The 15,887-nt window shown below is 34.8% G+C and carries 10 protein-coding genes and 1 pseudogene; 4 read left to right on the top strand and 7 right to left on the bottom strand.

The genetic code is table 11. The annotated features are described in order from the left end of the window. Positions 1 to 56: 56 nt before the first annotated feature. From ACT3CE_RS04110 to ACT3CE_RS04090, 5 genes are all read right to left on the bottom strand, one after another. Positions 57 to 251: a DUF1289 domain-containing protein gene (locus ACT3CE_RS04110; protein ID WP_444708484.1), complete on the bottom strand. Its 195-nt coding sequence runs from the start codon at positions 249 to 251 to the stop codon at positions 57 to 59. A 234-nt stretch (positions 252 to 485) separates the two neighbouring features. Further along, positions 486 to 2,939 carry a helix-turn-helix domain-containing protein gene (locus ACT3CE_RS04105; protein ID WP_444708483.1) on the bottom strand — a complete coding sequence of 818 codons (2,454 nt, stop codon included), beginning with the start codon at positions 2,937 to 2,939 and terminating at the stop codon, positions 486 to 488. Positions 2,940 to 3,006: 67 nt separating this feature from the next. Beyond that, positions 3,007 to 3,651: a response regulator gene (locus tag ACT3CE_RS04100; RefSeq protein WP_444708482.1), complete on the bottom strand. Its 645-nt coding sequence runs from the start codon at positions 3,649 to 3,651 to the stop codon at positions 3,007 to 3,009. Between the two features lie 10 nt (positions 3,652 to 3,661). After that, a complete protein-coding gene (locus ACT3CE_RS04095) occupies positions 3,662 to 6,385 on the bottom strand; it encodes a sensor histidine kinase (protein ID WP_444708481.1) in 2,724 nt (907 codons plus the stop codon). A gap of 206 nt (positions 6,386 to 6,591) precedes the next feature. Beyond that, the gene (locus ACT3CE_RS04090) at positions 6,592 to 8,232 is read right to left on the bottom strand and encodes a dipeptidyl-peptidase 3 family protein (protein WP_444708480.1); all 1,641 of its coding nucleotides are present in this window, start codon (positions 8,230 to 8,232) and stop codon (positions 6,592 to 6,594) included. A gap of 174 nt (positions 8,233 to 8,406) precedes the next feature. Here ACT3CE_RS04090 and ACT3CE_RS04085 point away from each other — a divergent pair, with 174 nt between their 5' ends. Beyond that, positions 8,407 to 9,600, top strand: coding sequence for an aminopeptidase C (locus tag ACT3CE_RS04085; protein ID WP_444708479.1), 1,194 nt, complete (start codon positions 8,407 to 8,409; stop codon positions 9,598 to 9,600). A 141-nt stretch (positions 9,601 to 9,741) separates the two neighbouring features. On the opposite strand, the gene ACT3CE_RS04080 is transcribed toward ACT3CE_RS04085, so the two are convergent. Next, positions 9,742 to 11,352 carry a SulP family inorganic anion transporter gene (locus ACT3CE_RS04080; RefSeq protein WP_444708478.1) on the bottom strand — a complete coding sequence of 537 codons (1,611 nt, stop codon included), beginning with the start codon at positions 11,350 to 11,352 and terminating at the stop codon, positions 9,742 to 9,744. A gap of 400 nt (positions 11,353 to 11,752) precedes the next feature. On the opposite strand from ACT3CE_RS04080, the gene ACT3CE_RS04075 reads away from it, so the two are divergent. After that, complete coding sequence (locus ACT3CE_RS04075; protein WP_444708477.1) at positions 11,753 to 12,019, top strand: hypothetical protein; 267 nt, start codon at positions 11,753 to 11,755, stop codon at positions 12,017 to 12,019. 5 nt (positions 12,020 to 12,024) lie between these two features. On the opposite strand, the gene dxs is transcribed toward ACT3CE_RS04075, so the two are convergent. Continuing rightward, positions 12,025 to 13,929, bottom strand: a complete 1,905-nt coding sequence (gene dxs, locus ACT3CE_RS04070; protein ID WP_444708476.1) for a 1-deoxy-D-xylulose-5-phosphate synthase — start codon at positions 13,927 to 13,929, stop codon at positions 12,025 to 12,027. 481 nt (positions 13,930 to 14,410) lie between these two features. Between dxs and ACT3CE_RS04065 the strand changes: the two genes are divergently transcribed. Together ACT3CE_RS04065 and ACT3CE_RS04060 are read left to right on the top strand one after the other, a co-directional pair. Further along, the gene (locus ACT3CE_RS04065) at positions 14,411 to 15,421 is read left to right on the top strand and encodes an OmpA family protein (RefSeq protein ID WP_444708475.1); all 1,011 of its coding nucleotides are present in this window, start codon (positions 14,411 to 14,413) and stop codon (positions 15,419 to 15,421) included. Between the two features lie 57 nt (positions 15,422 to 15,478). Beyond that, a pseudogene (locus ACT3CE_RS04060) lies at positions 15,479 to 15,826 on the top strand (four helix bundle protein). Positions 15,827 to 15,887: the final 61 nt, after the last annotated feature.

Raw genomic sequence — 15,887 nt, 5'->3', positions numbered from 1 at the left:
TTGAAAGGGCAATAAAGATAAGGTAAAATGAATAAAATGTAGTTGTAAACCCTAAATTATCTAAAGAAAGTTCCTGTTGCGGTATCAGGGGCATTGGTTCTGTTACTTATCTTTTTTAAGATTTCCTTCTTCTCTTTATTGGTATATAAAGACCAGTTTCCAATTTCTTCGGTAGTTCTTCTACAACCAAAACATACGCCATTACTATCCTGACGGCATATTTTAATACAAGGTGATTTAATATCTTCCATAATTCTATTATTTATAATGATTACAAATAACGCAAAATTAGTTTAGATTACAAAATAGAAGAAGGTTTAAAAGAAAAATCCCGAACTACCTTAAGCTCGGGATTTTCTCTAACCACTATTTACTAAGCTAAATCTAATCTATGAAAAAACTATCTCTGTTTTTGTATGTAACAAATGTAGCGTATGATAGTGCTAAATGGATTAAACAAAAGTTAATGAAACTTAAAAGTGATTTTATTTTTTAGTATTCTTCATAAAAGCCTGCACAAATCTAATTTCGGAATAGCTGTAATTCTTTCCCAAAGCTTCTTTTACCGAATTTATGCCGTTGGCATTCTCAATATTAAGTTGTTCTTTTATTTTTTTGATCTTTTTATTGTCAACAAAATCTTTTAGGTCGAGCATTCCCAAGCCAACATAGTGAGCCAGATGAGACTCTATTGTAGTTTGTGCCAAATTGCGAAGGGCAGCAATTTCTCTAACACTTCTGCCTTCTTTATGCATGTCGTAACTTACTTCTTTTGTATTTATTTTCTTGGGTTTAGCTTTTGGCTCAGGTGTAAAATTTAACAAACCCAAACCTTTTTCTTGTCGGTACTCCGATACTAATCTGATAACATCTTGTCCGTAGCGTTCAATTTTTTTTGCTCCAAATCCGTTTACTGCCTTAAGCTGATCGGAAGTATATGGCAATTGGTTAGCAATATCTACCAAACTTCGTTGGGTTGCAACTACATAAGCAGGAGCATTTAGCTCTTCCGAAAGTTCTTTTCTCCAGGTTTTTAATTTTTGCAGTAAGGCCGGATGTTCAACATTTTCATTTACAACTTCTCGTTTCCGTTTTGTTTTAAATTTTGATTTTTCGAGATGTGCTTTTGCTCGGGCAATTAAAAATTTATCGATATTAAAACCATCGGCACAGGATTTAAGGCAGGTTAATTTTACAAATGTATTTTCGTGAATTTGTTTAAGGTAGTCGTTAACTAGTTTTTGAACTCCCTGATTATCGGTTTCGAAACTAAAGTTGTTAAGAATGGAAGTAATATATTCATCGAGTTTATCGCAAAAATATTTACATGCGTTTTTAATTCTATCCTGAGCTTCTCTGCTATTTTCTAGTTTCATATCACCAAAACAAAAGCGTTTTAATGTAGGAGTAAATTTTGAACCTACATTTAAAATATTTGTTTCGAAAGCGGGAAAAGCGGCTTTAATTTGCTCGGGTAAATTTCCTTGAATTGCACTTGCATTATCCTGTAATTGCTTGTTACAATATTTTAAAGGCCGCAATATATCAAAAAAAGAAAATAGCTCTTCTAATAACTGAAATTGAAAGTTTCTTTTTGCAATTTCCAATTGTTCTTCTTTTGGTGGGTGTTTTTCTATGTGTTTAGTGAATTGTGAAACAGAACTATCGCAAATAATTCCACTTTCGCTTAGGCGTGATTTTAAAACTAAACCTTCCAGCGATTTACATCGGCTAAGTGCAACATAAACCTGTCCGTGTGCAAAGGCGGCATTAGCATCTATAATAGCTTTTTCAAAAGTAAGTCCCTGGCTTTTATGAATTGTAATTGCCCAGGCTAGCTTTAAAGGAAATTGGGTGAATTGTCCAACCACACTTTCCTCAATTTCTTTCGATTCAGGATTTATAGAGTATTTAATACTGCTCCACTCTTCGGGATGAACTTCAATTTCGGTATCATCATCTTTACATTTAACCAGAATAGATTCTTCCTTAAATCCGGTTACAACACCTATTTTTCCATTAAAGTATTGTTTTTCGGGCGAACTGTCGTTTTTTACAAACATTACCTGAGCACCTATTTTCAAATTTAGATTTTCATCGGTAGGGAAGGAGTATTCGGGAAACTGACCATCGACAACGGCCGAAAAACTTTCCGATTTGGTTTTTATTTGCTTTAGCTTTTCATCGTTTATTTTTTGAGCTCGAGCATTGTGAGTGGTAAGCGTAATGTAACCATCATGTTTATCTGTATTAAAATTGGGCAGATATCTTTCTTCCAGTTTCTGAAAAGAAGAATGTGAAAGTTGATTATTTCTTATTTCGTTTAAGATTTGAATAAAGCTCTCATCTTTTTGTCGGTACACATGTTTTAGCTCAATACTAATGTGCTGAGAAGATAAAAATGCTTTGCTACTAAAGAAAAATGCGGTTTCGTAATGTTGTCGCAGTAAGTTCCATTCCTCATTTTTCACCACAGGAGGCAATTGTTGTAAATCTCCAATCATAAGAACCTGTGCTCCTCCAAAGGGTAGGTTTCTATTTTTAAATTTACGCAATACTTCATCAATACCATCTAATAAATCGGCACGAACCATACTAATTTCATCAATAATTAGTAGATCTAATGATTTTATAAGATTGATTTTTTCTTTGCGGTACTTTCGTCCTGGGGAATTTGTGGAACCAGGCCTTTCGTTTAGAATCTGACCTGGTAATATTGGACCGAAGGGCAATTGAAAAAAGGAATGTATGGTAACACCTCCGGCATTAATGGCAGCCACTCCTGTTGGAGCAACAACTACCATTCGTTTAGGCAGTTCTTCTTTTAACTGTCGTAAAAATGTTGTTTTCCCTGTTCCGGCTTTTCCGGTTAAGAATATTGTTGTGTTGGTGTTCCGAACAAACTTATGAGCCAGTTCGAGTTGTTCATTGCTTTCCATTTTGTACAAATCAGTAAGAACTATAAAAATACAAAATGTTTGGAGTATTTACTCTATGTTTATGTTGTTAATCAATCTCTATAATTTTATTTTTAACGGCATACATTACCAGCGAAGTGGAATTTTTACATCCGGTTTTACTTAACAAATTGGCTCTGTGTCGGTCTACAGTTCTGTGGCTAATAAATAATTGTTCGGCAATTTCGGCGTTACTATAGCCATCGCAAATCAGTTTTAAAACTTCTAGTTCTCTTTGTGAAAGTTTTACCACATCGGTTCTAAGTTTTTGCAGGCGTTTCTGATCCAGAATATCTACCAAAAGTTCCTGTGAGAAGTACGATTTTCCGGCAATTATTGCTTCTAATGCTGCAATTAATTCATCGGCATCCGAGTTTTTAAGCAGAAATCCCTTAACTCCTGCATCGAGCATTTGGTCGTAATATTCTTCTTCTCCGTGCATTGAAAGAACAATTACTTTCATGTCTGGATATTTCTCTATTGCCAATTTAGTGGCTTCAATACCATTCATTTTTGGCATGTTAATGTCCATTAAGGCAATGTCGATATGCTCATTTTTGGCTATTTCCATAAATTCGAGTCCGTTCGAAGCTTCACCAATTACTTTAATATTAGGCACATTGCTTAATAGAAATTGCAATCCGCTTCTAAACATTTTATGATCATCAACTATTATTAGATTGTATTCTTTCATGCTTAACATTTTATAAGTTTACTTCAATCATTGTCATCATACCGCCACGTTCGGGGTTACTTTTTATTTTATGGGTTCCGTTTAACGATCTAATTCTACTAAATATATTATACAGTCCCATTCCGTTCGATGTTCCGGCATTTATTTCTTTTGAGTCAAAACCAATTCCATCATCAATGTAAATTAAGGAAAGCAGTTTGTCTTCTCGAGCCAGATTAATTTCAATGTTTGAAGCTTTTGCGTGTTTTATGGTGTTGTTTATTAATTCGGTAATTACTCTAAAAATAACGACTTCTACTTGATGGTTTAATCTTTCATCCATATTTTCGGCAATAAAGCTAATATTAATGGCTTGTGAAACATTAATTTTATTGGTAAAAGATCGAATCGCTTTTTCCAGACCAAAATCGTTTAATATATGCGGACTCAAATTGTTTGAGATCTCTTTAATACTTATTAAAGCTTCGTTTACTGCATCAACCGAAGCTCGAATAATATTTTCCTTATCTGATTTTGATTTTATTTTGCTTAAAGATGAAAGATATAGGTTAATACTCGATAGTAAAGGGCCAATTGAATCATGAAGATCTGTGGCAAATCGTTTTCTTTCAATTTCTTCGGTGTTAATAACTGCATTTAAGATTTTACGTTCTGTTTCCTGTCTTTTACTAATGTTATTAGCAACCGATAAAATTAACTTACTATCTTTTAATTCGATTAAGCTAAGGTGAATTTCAACAGGAAAAGTGCTTCCATTTTTTCTTTTTTGTATCGATTCAAAAGAGATTGATGGATTTGAAGAATTTAGTTTTTTGCGATAAGTATGTAGTTTAGAGCTGCTATGTGAAAAATCTATTTCGCTGTAGTTAAGGTTCAACAGTTCTTCCTGCGAGTACTCCAGCCAGTTACATGCGGCCGAGTTGGCGTCGAGAATAGCACCGTCGGTATTGTAAATTAATATTTCGTCGGATGCTTGTTCAATTAAAGAGCGCCATCTTTTTTCCGATGCTCTTAGCTTTTTTTCTTCCTGTTTTATTTTTTCTTCGGCTACTTTTCGTTGGGTAATATTAATAAGAGTCCCCACCATATTAAGAGGTTTGCCTTCTTTATTGTAATCTAGAATTTTACCTTTGGCTTTAAACCACATCCAGCTTTTATCGTTGGCACAAATTCGAAATTCGATAACGAAAAGATTGCTAAGACCTAGGCGGTTTTGCTTGTCTTTTTGTTTTATAATAATTAAATCTTCGGGATGTATGAGTTTGCACAATAAATCGATTGTGTTAGCGGCAGTTATATTTTTATAGCCTAATTTATCCCAAATAATTTTACTGATGTATACTTGTTTAGTTAGGAAATTGTGTTCCCAAACACCATCGGAATTGGCATCGAGCATTCTTAATAATCGGTCTCGGCTACTTTTTAATTCGATATTTGCCAGCTCTAAATTTTTGGTTCTTTCTTTTACCAGTTCCAGCAAGTTGTGGCGGTGCAGTTCCAGTTCTTTGTTTTGTTTTAATATTTGATTGGTTTGTAGTTCTAGTTTTTCGTTTGCAAAAATTATTTCTTTGGTTCGTTCGGCAACCCTGCGGTCTAATTCTTCATTTATTTCGATTAATTTTCGTTCGTTGCGAAGTCGTTTAATTTCTGAGTAACGAATAATAAATGCAATAATTATTACGAATGCAATCATTACCATTAGCGAAGTCCGGTACTGATGAATAATAGATGGAGGCTGATTGCTTATAAAACTATTTTCAGGAAGTTGTTTGGGAAGAATTCGAAAATGTTTCATCTGCTCAAAGTCGAATTTAAACTGATTGTAACCTTTGCGGATAATAGGAATTTTGTTAATATCTTTTCCTTTAAGAACTTTTAGTGTTGATTTCGCAGCCAGTTCGCCCTGTTTAAATCCACTGGTTAGCATACCACCCACAATACCTTCATTAAAATAAAATTCCCAGCTACTGTAGATAGGAAGATCGGTTGCTTCGCGAATAATTTCTATATTTTCCTGATAGGAAATAAAATTACCCTCCTTATCTCTGCTAAAATTAATGAGGTAAATAATACTGTTATCTTCAAGTTTTTTTACTTCGGATACTAGTTCATCGATTGATAGATCCTCCAGAAATATTAAATCAACATCAGTATTTAGTTTTGGCCAAAACGATTTTATATTGTTGCGGTTTAGTATGGCCGATTGCGTTTGGTTATCATTAATAACAACTAATTGCTTTGCTTCGGGATGCAATTGTAAGGCTACTTCAATGGTTTTTTGTGAATCTATTTCTTCCGTAACTCCGGTGATATGACTTATTCCTTCAATTAATTTATCACTAAATTGATCGATAGAGCAGAAAATAATAGGAGTATCCTGAAAGAAATCGGTGTAATAGCATCTTACAAAATCTAAAGCATTGTTATCGGATACAATAATTGCATCGAACCTGTTTTTTTGGTGCTTAAGATTGTAGAGTTTTGCAAATTCGGTAAGATATTCCTGTTCAGAATGGCGTTTGGTATCCATATACTCAAACATTAGCTCAACATTATCCTCATTTTCAAATACCGATTGTATTCCCGAGCTTACATTATCGGTCCAATTTAAACCCTGATGATAGGAGTGTAAAACCAATACTCTTTTTTTTCTTGCAGATGTTGAATAGCTGCAAATTACTATTGAAAGAGATATCAGTAAAAAACAATAGAATAGTTTAGTTAAGGGTTTCATTTTCAATTTCAACTTTAGTTGCACATTAATTTAGTTGAATGTTTGGAAAGATACAAAGCTAAAATAGAAGTAAGTATGTTTTAAAATAGATGAATACACTAAAAAAGCCACAAAATAACATGAACAGCACCCCAAATATTGTGTTCAACTTTTTGGGGTGCAGTTTAATAGATTCTGTGGCTTTTAAATAGTTTAGTTCTGAGAATTTATATTCCCAATACTTTAGCTCCCTGTTTAAATACAACATCTTTAGGAATTCCTGCAGAGTTTACACGATCTAAATCTTTCTGCAGATTTTCACGAATAAAACCTTTTTCGGTAATCATTTTTTGAGCAAGTTCATAGTTTCCATCACCTTGAATAATTAGAATTTGTTTTCCTAATTCAATCATTGCAGCTTTCATTTTTTCAATATTAACACTATAAGTTCCTGTTTCAGGATTTCTTGTAAAAGCACCTTGCTCTTCGAAAAAGTAGAAACGAATCATGTTAGCTTTACCATGAGCACTTGCAACGCCAAAACGAACCGAGCGGAAAATACCAGCCATAAAAGTAACGTAATTATCCATTAGTTTACTTTCGTCCATATCGCCCCATTCGGCCATTTTAGTAATCATATAAAGGCCTAAGATATCAGCTTTTCCTTCTTCAATAGAAGTATAAGTATCTTTTAAAACTTTACGAACACTTTCTTTACTTTCTAAAGTGTACTTAATACCCAAACCGTGAGCTACTTCGTGGAACATTACATTTTCGAAGAATGCATCAAAGGTGATGTTTTTACGTTGGCTTTCGTCTATCAATAAGTCAGAAATAGGAACTAATATTTTGTCGAATTTAGCTTTCATAGCATTTTTCAACTGTAGTTTTCTACTTCCTTTTTGTGCGTGTACACGAGGATCGTTTGGTAAGTTAATTGCAATGTTTTTACTTCCTGCATTACAGTCGCCGGCATAGTAAACTACATCGTAAACATTCATATCAGCATTAGCATTGGCTTTTTCGGCTTTGTACTTAGCAGGAACCGGAAGATTTTCTTGTAAACGAGGTAATAAGGAAGCAAATTTCGATAATTTCTTACTCCATTCTTTGTCTTTCACTAAAATCTGACCAGAGTGAGAAGCTTTGTATCCGTATAGAGCATCTTCGTAGGTTTCGATAGGACCAACAACAAAGTCGAGGGTGTTGGTTTTCATATCCATCCAGGCTAAGTCGGAAGCTAAATAGTCGTCGGTTAAAAGTGCTTGTGAACGCAGTTCCAGGTATTTTTTTAAGCCTTTATCTTCTGCTAATTTAGAGGCTTCTACTAATAAACCGGCAGCCTTTTCAATTTGTTCTTTGTAAACAACATGATAGGGAACCACTTTTAACTCACCTTTTTCATCGCGCTGAATTATAGTGTACCAATCACTTTTCATTTCATCATCAATCGCATCAAACTCTTCCTGAGTCATATTTTGAGGATAGAAATTAGCTCCTTTAGGTTTAGCATTAAAGCCCTCTATAAAAGGTTCGTTGCTGTTTAATCGATCCCATGGGCCATAGTTAATTTTGCTATATGCGATGCTTGCAGGGTCGCTTAATTGATTAAGAAATTCTGATTTGTCGCCTACGGCATCTTTCCAGAATAATTCTTCCATTATATCAGCAACTTCCATTAAAATAGGAAGCATTTGCTTTTCCTTTTTCGTTAATTTGCTGATATCGGTGGTTAATTCAAATTCAGCATATTGGTTTACTAATTTTTGAGTTGGTGATACTTCGGCTTGTTTTGCAGGTTTTTCCTTACACCCTACAAAGTATAAACTCATGACAAGCAATAGAGTAATTGATGCAATTTTTTTCATCTTACAATGATATTTAGTTAGTAAATGTTGTTTGGTACTTAAAAATAAGAGTAAATTTTTACGATTATTTTTTACCTTGCATGATCAAAAATACATTCAAAGAATCGCATTATCAAGACTTAGGCTATAAAGCATATAGTTTTGATTTTGTTTAAACAACAAACAAGCTAAATCATGAGATTAAAAACTTTAACAAGTGTTCTGTTAGTGCTGGGCATAATAATGCCGGCTATTGCAAAAAAGAAGGACGAAAAGGAGAAATCATACCAGTTTACTATCGAGAAACAACTTAAGGCAAGTTCGGTTAAAGATCAGTATCGTTCGGGTACTTGCTGGTCGTTTGCAACAGTTTCATTTTTAGAATCGGAGCTGTTAAGAACAGGAAAAGAGAGCATCGATTTGTCTGAAATGTTTATTGTAAATAGAAATTATCATTTGCGTGCCAAAGATTACATTCGTTTTCATGGGAAGAAAAGTTTCTCGCCTGGTGCCGAAGGATGGGATGTGCTAAATGTGATAAAGAAATTTGGAATAATGCCCGAACAGGCTTATTCGGGTAATACATTTGACGAAACAATGCCTGTTCATGGAGAAATGGATGCGGTTTTAAAAGCCTACGTTGATGCAATCGTAAAGAATAAAAACAAGAAAATTACTCCAGTTTGGATGAAGGGTTTCGATGGAATTTTAGATGCTTATCTGGGAGAAATTCCAGAGAAATTCTCATACAAAGAAAAAGAATATACACCTAAATCGTTCGCAAATAAGATGGGTTTAAATATGGATGATTATGTAACGATTACTTCTTATACTCATCATCCGTTTTACGAAACTTATATTTTCGAAGGCCCCGATAACTGGTCGATGGGCGAGGTGTATAATTTGCCGATGGATGAAATGATGCAAATTATGGATAATGCCATAGCTAATGGTTATAGCATTGCATGGGGGAGCGATGTGAGCGAAAAAGGATTTGCTTTTCGTAAAGGTGTTGCTGTTGTTCCTGATACCGAAACAAAAAACATGGCCGATTCGGAAATTTCTAAATGGGAGAACATGAGCAAAGATCAAAAAGCAGCTTATGGTACCGAGTATCCAGTTAAAGAAAAGACAATAAGCCAGGAAATGCGCCAGAAAGCTTTCGATAATTATGAATCTACCGAAGATCATTTAATGCACATTGTGGGAACGGCTAAAGATCAGAACGGCAGCAAATACTATGTGGTGAAAAATTCGTGGGGAACAGATATGAATTCGTACAAAGGGTATTTTTATGCTTCGAGAGCATTTGTGCAATATAAAACCGTTGGATTGATGTTGCATAAAGATGCTATTCCTGCCGAAATTGCCAAGAAAATGGGATTGTAAATTACGAGATCAGATAAAATTTTGAATGCGCTTCGTTTTGGGCGCATTTTTTTGTGTAAAATAAAAACACCACCTCCCGCGTGGGAAGGTGGTGAAAAAAAAGCTTTGGGAAACAGGTTCCCAAAACAAGTATCTTTAGATTTATTCTATTTTTACTTTATCGGTAACAACATAGTAATTAGGATCGTCTATATCGCGTAAAATTACAGTTCTAAAGTGACTATCGGCTGTTTGTAATAGCTTAATACAATCCTTACTAAGATGCTTCAATTTAATAATTTTTCCTGAGTTTTCATATTTTTGAACCAAATTACTAATGGCTTCGATTCCTGAGTGGTCAGATACACGAGATTCTTTAAAATCAATTTCTACTGATTTTGGATCATTCTCTACATCGAATTTATTCATGAATGTTGTAATAGATCCGAAAAATAAAGGACCCCAAATTTCATAGACCTTTGTTCCATCGGGTTTCTCCGATTTTCGGGCACGAATTCTACGAGCATTCTCCCAAGAGAATACTAATGCGCTAACAATAACTCCAACTAAAACGGCAATTGCCAAATCGAAGATAACGGTTAAAGCAGAAACTAAAATTAATACAAAAGCATCGGCTTTAGGTATTTTATGAAGAATACGGAAACTCGACCATGCAAAAGTTCCAATAACAACCATAAACATTACACCTACTAAGGCAGCAATGGGTACCATTTCGATAAACGGAGAGGCAAATAAAATAAATGCCAACAGAGTTAAGGCAGCTATAATACCTGAAAGTCTTCCGCGACCACCCGATTTCACGTTAATCAGCGATTGTCCAATCATGGCGCATCCGCCCATACCGCCAAAAAATCCGGTCACGATATTAGCAGCACCCTGAGCCATACATTCGCGGTTACCATTTCCTCGGCTTCCTGTAATTTCATCAAGAAGGTTAAGAGTCATTAGCGATTCTATTAAACCAATAGCAGCAAGAATAGCAGCGTAAGGAAGAACAAAAGTTATGGTTTCCATATTGAAAGGAACCAGCGTAAATAGTTGAGTTTGGAAAGTGGGTAGTCCGCCTTTTAGTCCGGCACCTCCACCATCACGAATAAATGATCCAACGGTACTTACATCTAATCCTCCGAATATTACAATGGCCGAAACAACAACAATACCTGTTAGTGCAGCAGGAATTTTAGAGGTTAGTTTAGGTAAGAAGTACATAATTGCCATGGTTAAAATTACCAAACCAATCATGGTATAAAGTTCCATTCCTTGTAACCAGGCAGTTTCTCCGGCAATTTTTTCGGTAAACATGCCCAATTGCGACAAGAAAATTACTATTGCCAAACCATTTACAAATCCCATCATTACCGGATGAGGAATTAAACGCACAAATTTACCAAAGCGGAATACTCCGGCTAAAAATTGAATAATACCAGTTAAAACTATTGTTGCAAAAAGGTAATTCAACCCCATATTTTCTATAGGAGAAGCCATTTCCATTCCCATTTCGTTTCCTTCTTTTACAAGGCTAACCAATACCACTGCCATTGCTCCGGTTGCTCCGGATATCATTCCCGGACGACCGCCAAACACAGAGGTTATTAATCCAATCATGAATGCTGCATAAAGTCCTACCAAAGGATCTACGCCTGCCACAAAAGCAAAAGCTACTGCTTCGGGAACCAAAGCAAGAGCTACGGTTAAACCAGATAAAATATCATTCTTTGAATTCTTCGCTTTTCGCTTGAAAAAATCTACCATATTCTAAATCCTAAAATTTTGATTAAGGGCGCAAAACTAGGCTTTTTGTTTGGACTGGCATGCACTTTATATCAATTAATTGTAAATATTTTTAGCGAAAACGATGTAAGTCAATTGTAAATTAAAAATTGATGATTAAGAATGGAGATTGAAACCGGATTTTTATGATTTTAATGAAATTATAGACACTGAAATTAGATATTGGCTGCTTAACTAAAATTGTATTCAATATTGAGTATCAGGAAAATTGGTTTTATGGAATTATATCAGAGGATTCTTTTCACACTAATTTTAAATTTCTTAAATTGAATACAGGAATTAGAACTTTGTATTTAAACTCTTATCCTTATTTGAGGAATAGCAAATTGTTGATTGATATCCAATTATTAATCTGAGAGAGATGAAAAGAGTAATAAAGGACTACAAAAATATTGGAATAGAATTATTACAGCTTTTACTAAAAACATTTCCCGATGGAATTTATGAAGAGGATTTGATTTGCATTAGCATGCCTAAGGGAAAAACAATTAATGTAGTAGAATTAAAAACCGAGAAGGCAATTTATCTCATTAAAATGGATAAGGTAATGCAAAATAAAATGGATTCCTTTACAGGTGATTTTGAGGGGCTTGATCCATTTTCGGATGGATACAGAAAAGATTCTTAATTGATTTATTTGCTAAGCATTTTATCTATTGCTTTTTTTATTCCCTCTTTATCGTAGCCACATTCTTTGTATAGCTCTTGCTGAGTACCGTGTTCAATCCATTTATCAGGAACACCCAATCGTAACACTCTGCTGTTGTATAAATTATCGCTCATGAATTCGAGTACAGCAGTTCCTAATCCACCCACAATACACCCATCTTCCAATGTAATAATATGATCGAATTTCTGGAATACTTCGTGCAATAGTTCTTCATCTATGGGTTTCAGATACCTCATATCGTAATGAGCAATCGATAAATCCTGTTTTTCCAATTCTTCAATCGCATCTATGGCTTCGGTACCAATGGCTCCTATAGAAAGAATTGCTAAATCGTTACCATCTTTTAATTTTTGGCCTTTCCCAACAGGAAGAAGCTCGAAATCTTTTTTCCAGTCAATAATACGACCTCTTCCTCGTGGATATCGGATAGAGAAAGCACCCATATTTTCCTGCTGAGCAGTAAACATTAAATTACGAAGCTCAATTTCGTTTAAAGGTGAAGCAATGGTAAGATTCGGAACACAGCGCATAAATGCCAGGTCGTAAATTCCATGATGCGTAGCACCATCGGCGCCAACAAGTCCACCTCGGTCTAAACAAAAAACTACATTCACATTTTGCAGGGCAACATCATGAATTAGCTGATCGTAGGCGCGTTGCATAAATGAGGAATAAATAGCGCAGAATGGCAATTTTCCCTGAGCGGCTAATCCTCCCGAAAAGGTGACAGCATGTTGTTCTGCAATTCCCACATCGAAAGCACGATCGGGCATTTTTTCCATCATTATATTTAGCGAACTACCCGTTGGCATGGCAGGAGTTATCCCTACAATTTTATCGTTCATTTCGGCTAGTTCTACTATTGTATTTCCAAATACTTCTTGAAATTTTGGTGCTTGCGGACCAGTAGAAGCAGGAGTTAAAAGTTTACCAGTTTTACAATCGAATTTACCAGGAGCATGCCAATAGGTTTGATCTATTTCGGCTTGTTTAAAGCCTTTTCCTTTCTGAGTAATTACATGTAAAATTTTGGGTCCCGGTATTTTGTGTAAATCTTCCAGTACTTTTACCAGATGATTAACATTATGACCATCAACGGGGCCAAAATATCTAAAGTTTAGTGCTTCGAAAAGATTGCTTTGCTTAAGTAATATGGTTTTAATACCATTTTCAACCTTCTGAAATATCTGTTGGGTGTTTGAATTAATTCGATTAAACTTCCCTAAAATACGCCAAACATCATTTTTAACTTTATTATAAGTTTGTGAAGTGGTAATATCTAAAAGGTATTCGTTTAAACCCCCGGTGCTCGGGTCAATAGCCATATTGTTGTCGTTTAAAATAACCAGCAAATCGGCTTTATTTCCTGCTGCATTATTTAAACCCTCAAAAGCTAAGCCGGCAGTCATTGATCCATCTCCAATAACGGCCACTGTTTTTCTCTCTTTTTCGCCTTTTAATTGTGCAGCAACAGCCATTCCTAAAGCTGCAGAAATAGAAGTTGAGGAGTGTCCAACCGTAAAAGCATCGTACTCGCTTTCGCTTCGGTTTGGAAATCCGCTTATTCCTTTAAACTTACGATTGGTATGAAAAACATTTTTTCTTCCGGTAAGAATTTTATGTCCGTAAGCCTGATGGCCAACATCCCAAATCAGATTATCGTAAGGAGTATTTAATACATAATGAAGGGCAACGGTAAGTTCTACCACCCCCAGGCTAGCTCCAAAATGTCCAGGATTATTCGAAACCTGTTCAATGATCTCCTGACGTAGTTCAGAGCATACTTCAATTAGATCATCCTCCGATATTTTTTTAAGATCTGAAGGATAATTGATTTGATCCAATAATTTTTTATCAGCTTTCGCCATGTACGAAATTCCCCTTTATACCGTTTATAAGCCAAATAACAAGTCTTAATTATTTGGTAAATGATCAATATTCAATTAATAAGGTTTTAGAAAATGATTGAACTAAAAGCTTATTTGTTTGATAATTGATGCTCTATTATTAAATGAAATAAGTGTGATTTTTCTAATGAAAGTCAATCTGTTAAATTGCTTATTCCCTTATAATATTGCACGAAGATAATAAATTAACAAGTATTCTTTGATATGCTTGTGCCTATAAAAAGCTGTATGCTTATATTTGTTACTAAGAAGATGGAATGGACAATTTATTTTTGTAAGTTAATGATCTGTTTTGCAGATCGTTTTTAATCTAGGGAATAGTTTTACGCGATAGGTAATGTAAGCTGTAAAGATTTATTACTACGGATATTTTAGAATTAGATTTAATAATAAGAAATTGAAATATAATAGCAATTTTAATTCATAAAAAACACGATAATATATGTTTAGAAAATCAAGCCCTATAATTATTTTAGTTAGTTTTTTGTTTGTGTTGTTCTCATGTGTGCCCACAAGGCAATTTCAGGAACTACAGGAAAAGCAGGCAAACTGTGCCGAAGAATTAGAAATGTTAAAGGATAAAAATCTTGAGCTGACTGAAAGTAATAACGAGTTATCCGGAAAAATGAAGGTTCTGGAAGATAAATATCAGAATATGCTTGCTGACACAATTTCTTTGTCAAGAAGATTACAATCGGCTCGCGAAAGATTAAGCAGATCGGAGAAAAGTAATCGGGATTTAATGAATCAACTCGCGGGAATGCAAGCTGGTAATGCGAAGGAAACTAAAGCCTTGCTGGAACAAATTAGAAAAGCTCAGGATAATGTGCGCTTACGTGAAGATCAGGTTCTTGCTCTGGAAAAAGAGATGGATGCTCGAAAACGGAAATTGGATGCATTACAGTCCGAATTGGCTATGCGAGATCAGCGATTACACGAGTTAGAAACAGCATTGAGTAAGAAAAATGCTGCCGTAAAATCCCTAAAACAAAAAGTCATAAATGCGCTTACCGGATTCGAAGGAAATGGTCTTTCCATAACAACAAAAAATGGGAAAGTGTATGTTTCTATGGATGAGAAATTGCTTTTTAAATCCGGATCTTATCAGGTAGATCAACGAGGAGTACAAGCTTTAGGACAACTATCAAAAGTATTGTCGCAAAATAAAGATATAAATGTGATGATAGAAGGACATACTGACAATGTTCCTTATAGTGGTTCTGGTGCTTTAAAAGACAATTGGGATTTAAGTGTGAAGCGCGCTACTTCAATTGTGAGAATTATTATTCGAAACAAAGGAGTCGCTCCAAAACGCCTAACTGTTGCAGGACGGAGTAAATATATTCCTGTCGAAACAAATTCCACCTCGATAGGAAGAAGTAAAAACCGAAGAACTGAGATTATTTTAACTCCTAAGTTGGATGAGTTGTTCAGGTTGCTGGATAGCAATTAAGCTATCAGCATACAGCATTTAGTAAAAATAGATGTAGCCGTATAAAATTGGATTATTATGAGAGATTTTAAAAAGTATACTATTTGGCAAAAGGGGATGAGTTTGGTGAAAGAGGTTTATTTATTGGAAGACACTCTGCCTAATCATGAGAAGTTCGGATTATATAGTCAAATGACAAGAGCAGCTATATCAATTCCTAGCAATATAGCTGAAGGATGTGGCTGAAAATCTGACAAAGAATTTAAATGATTTGTTGAAATTGCTTTAGGTTCGGTTTATGAATTGGAAACTCAGTTGTTACTGATACAAGAACTTAAATTAAGCGAGAAGGAAACTCAAAAGTCAATTGACTTTGTTCTCGAAATTCAAAAAATGCTGCGAGCCCTAATTAAGAAATTGAGGTGAACAATTATATCTTTTTTTAGCTCTTAGCTGAATGCTGATAGCTGAAAGCTCACACTAAAAA

The organism is Marinifilum sp. RC60d5 (assembly GCF_052400665.1).
Lineage (GTDB): Bacteria > Bacteroidota > Bacteroidia > Bacteroidales > Marinifilaceae > JBQTGK01.
Note: the sequence above shows the minus strand (reverse complement) of the source record. Positions and strands in the feature narration are given on the sequence as shown.

What these genes read in the sequence shown, in the direction of transcription:
- ACT3CE_RS04110 (WP_444708484.1), bottom strand. Translation starts at nt 251, where the DNA reads ATGGAAGATATTAAATCACCTTGTATTAAAATATGCCGTCAGGATAGT.
- ACT3CE_RS04105 (WP_444708483.1), bottom strand. Translation starts at nt 2,939, where the DNA reads ATGGAAAGCAATGAACAACTCGAACTGGCTCATAAGTTTGTTCGGAAC.
- ACT3CE_RS04100 (WP_444708482.1), bottom strand. Translation starts at nt 3,651, where the DNA reads ATGAAAGAATACAATCTAATAATAGTTGATGATCATAAAATGTTTAGA.
- ACT3CE_RS04095 (WP_444708481.1), bottom strand. Translation starts at nt 6,385, where the DNA reads ATGAAACCCTTAACTAAACTATTCTATTGTTTTTTACTGATATCTCTT.
- ACT3CE_RS04090 (WP_444708480.1), bottom strand. Translation starts at nt 8,232, where the DNA reads ATGAAAAAAATTGCATCAATTACTCTATTGCTTGTCATGAGTTTATAC.
- ACT3CE_RS04085 (WP_444708479.1), top strand. Translation starts at nt 8,407, where the DNA reads ATGAGATTAAAAACTTTAACAAGTGTTCTGTTAGTGCTGGGCATAATA.
- ACT3CE_RS04080 (WP_444708478.1), bottom strand. Translation starts at nt 11,352, where the DNA reads ATGGTAGATTTTTTCAAGCGAAAAGCGAAGAATTCAAAGAATGATATT.
- ACT3CE_RS04075 (WP_444708477.1), top strand. Translation starts at nt 11,753, where the DNA reads ATGAAAAGAGTAATAAAGGACTACAAAAATATTGGAATAGAATTATTA.
- dxs (WP_444708476.1), bottom strand. Translation starts at nt 13,929, where the DNA reads ATGGCGAAAGCTGATAAAAAATTATTGGATCAAATCAATTATCCTTCA.
- ACT3CE_RS04065 (WP_444708475.1), top strand. Translation starts at nt 14,411, where the DNA reads ATGTTTAGAAAATCAAGCCCTATAATTATTTTAGTTAGTTTTTTGTTT.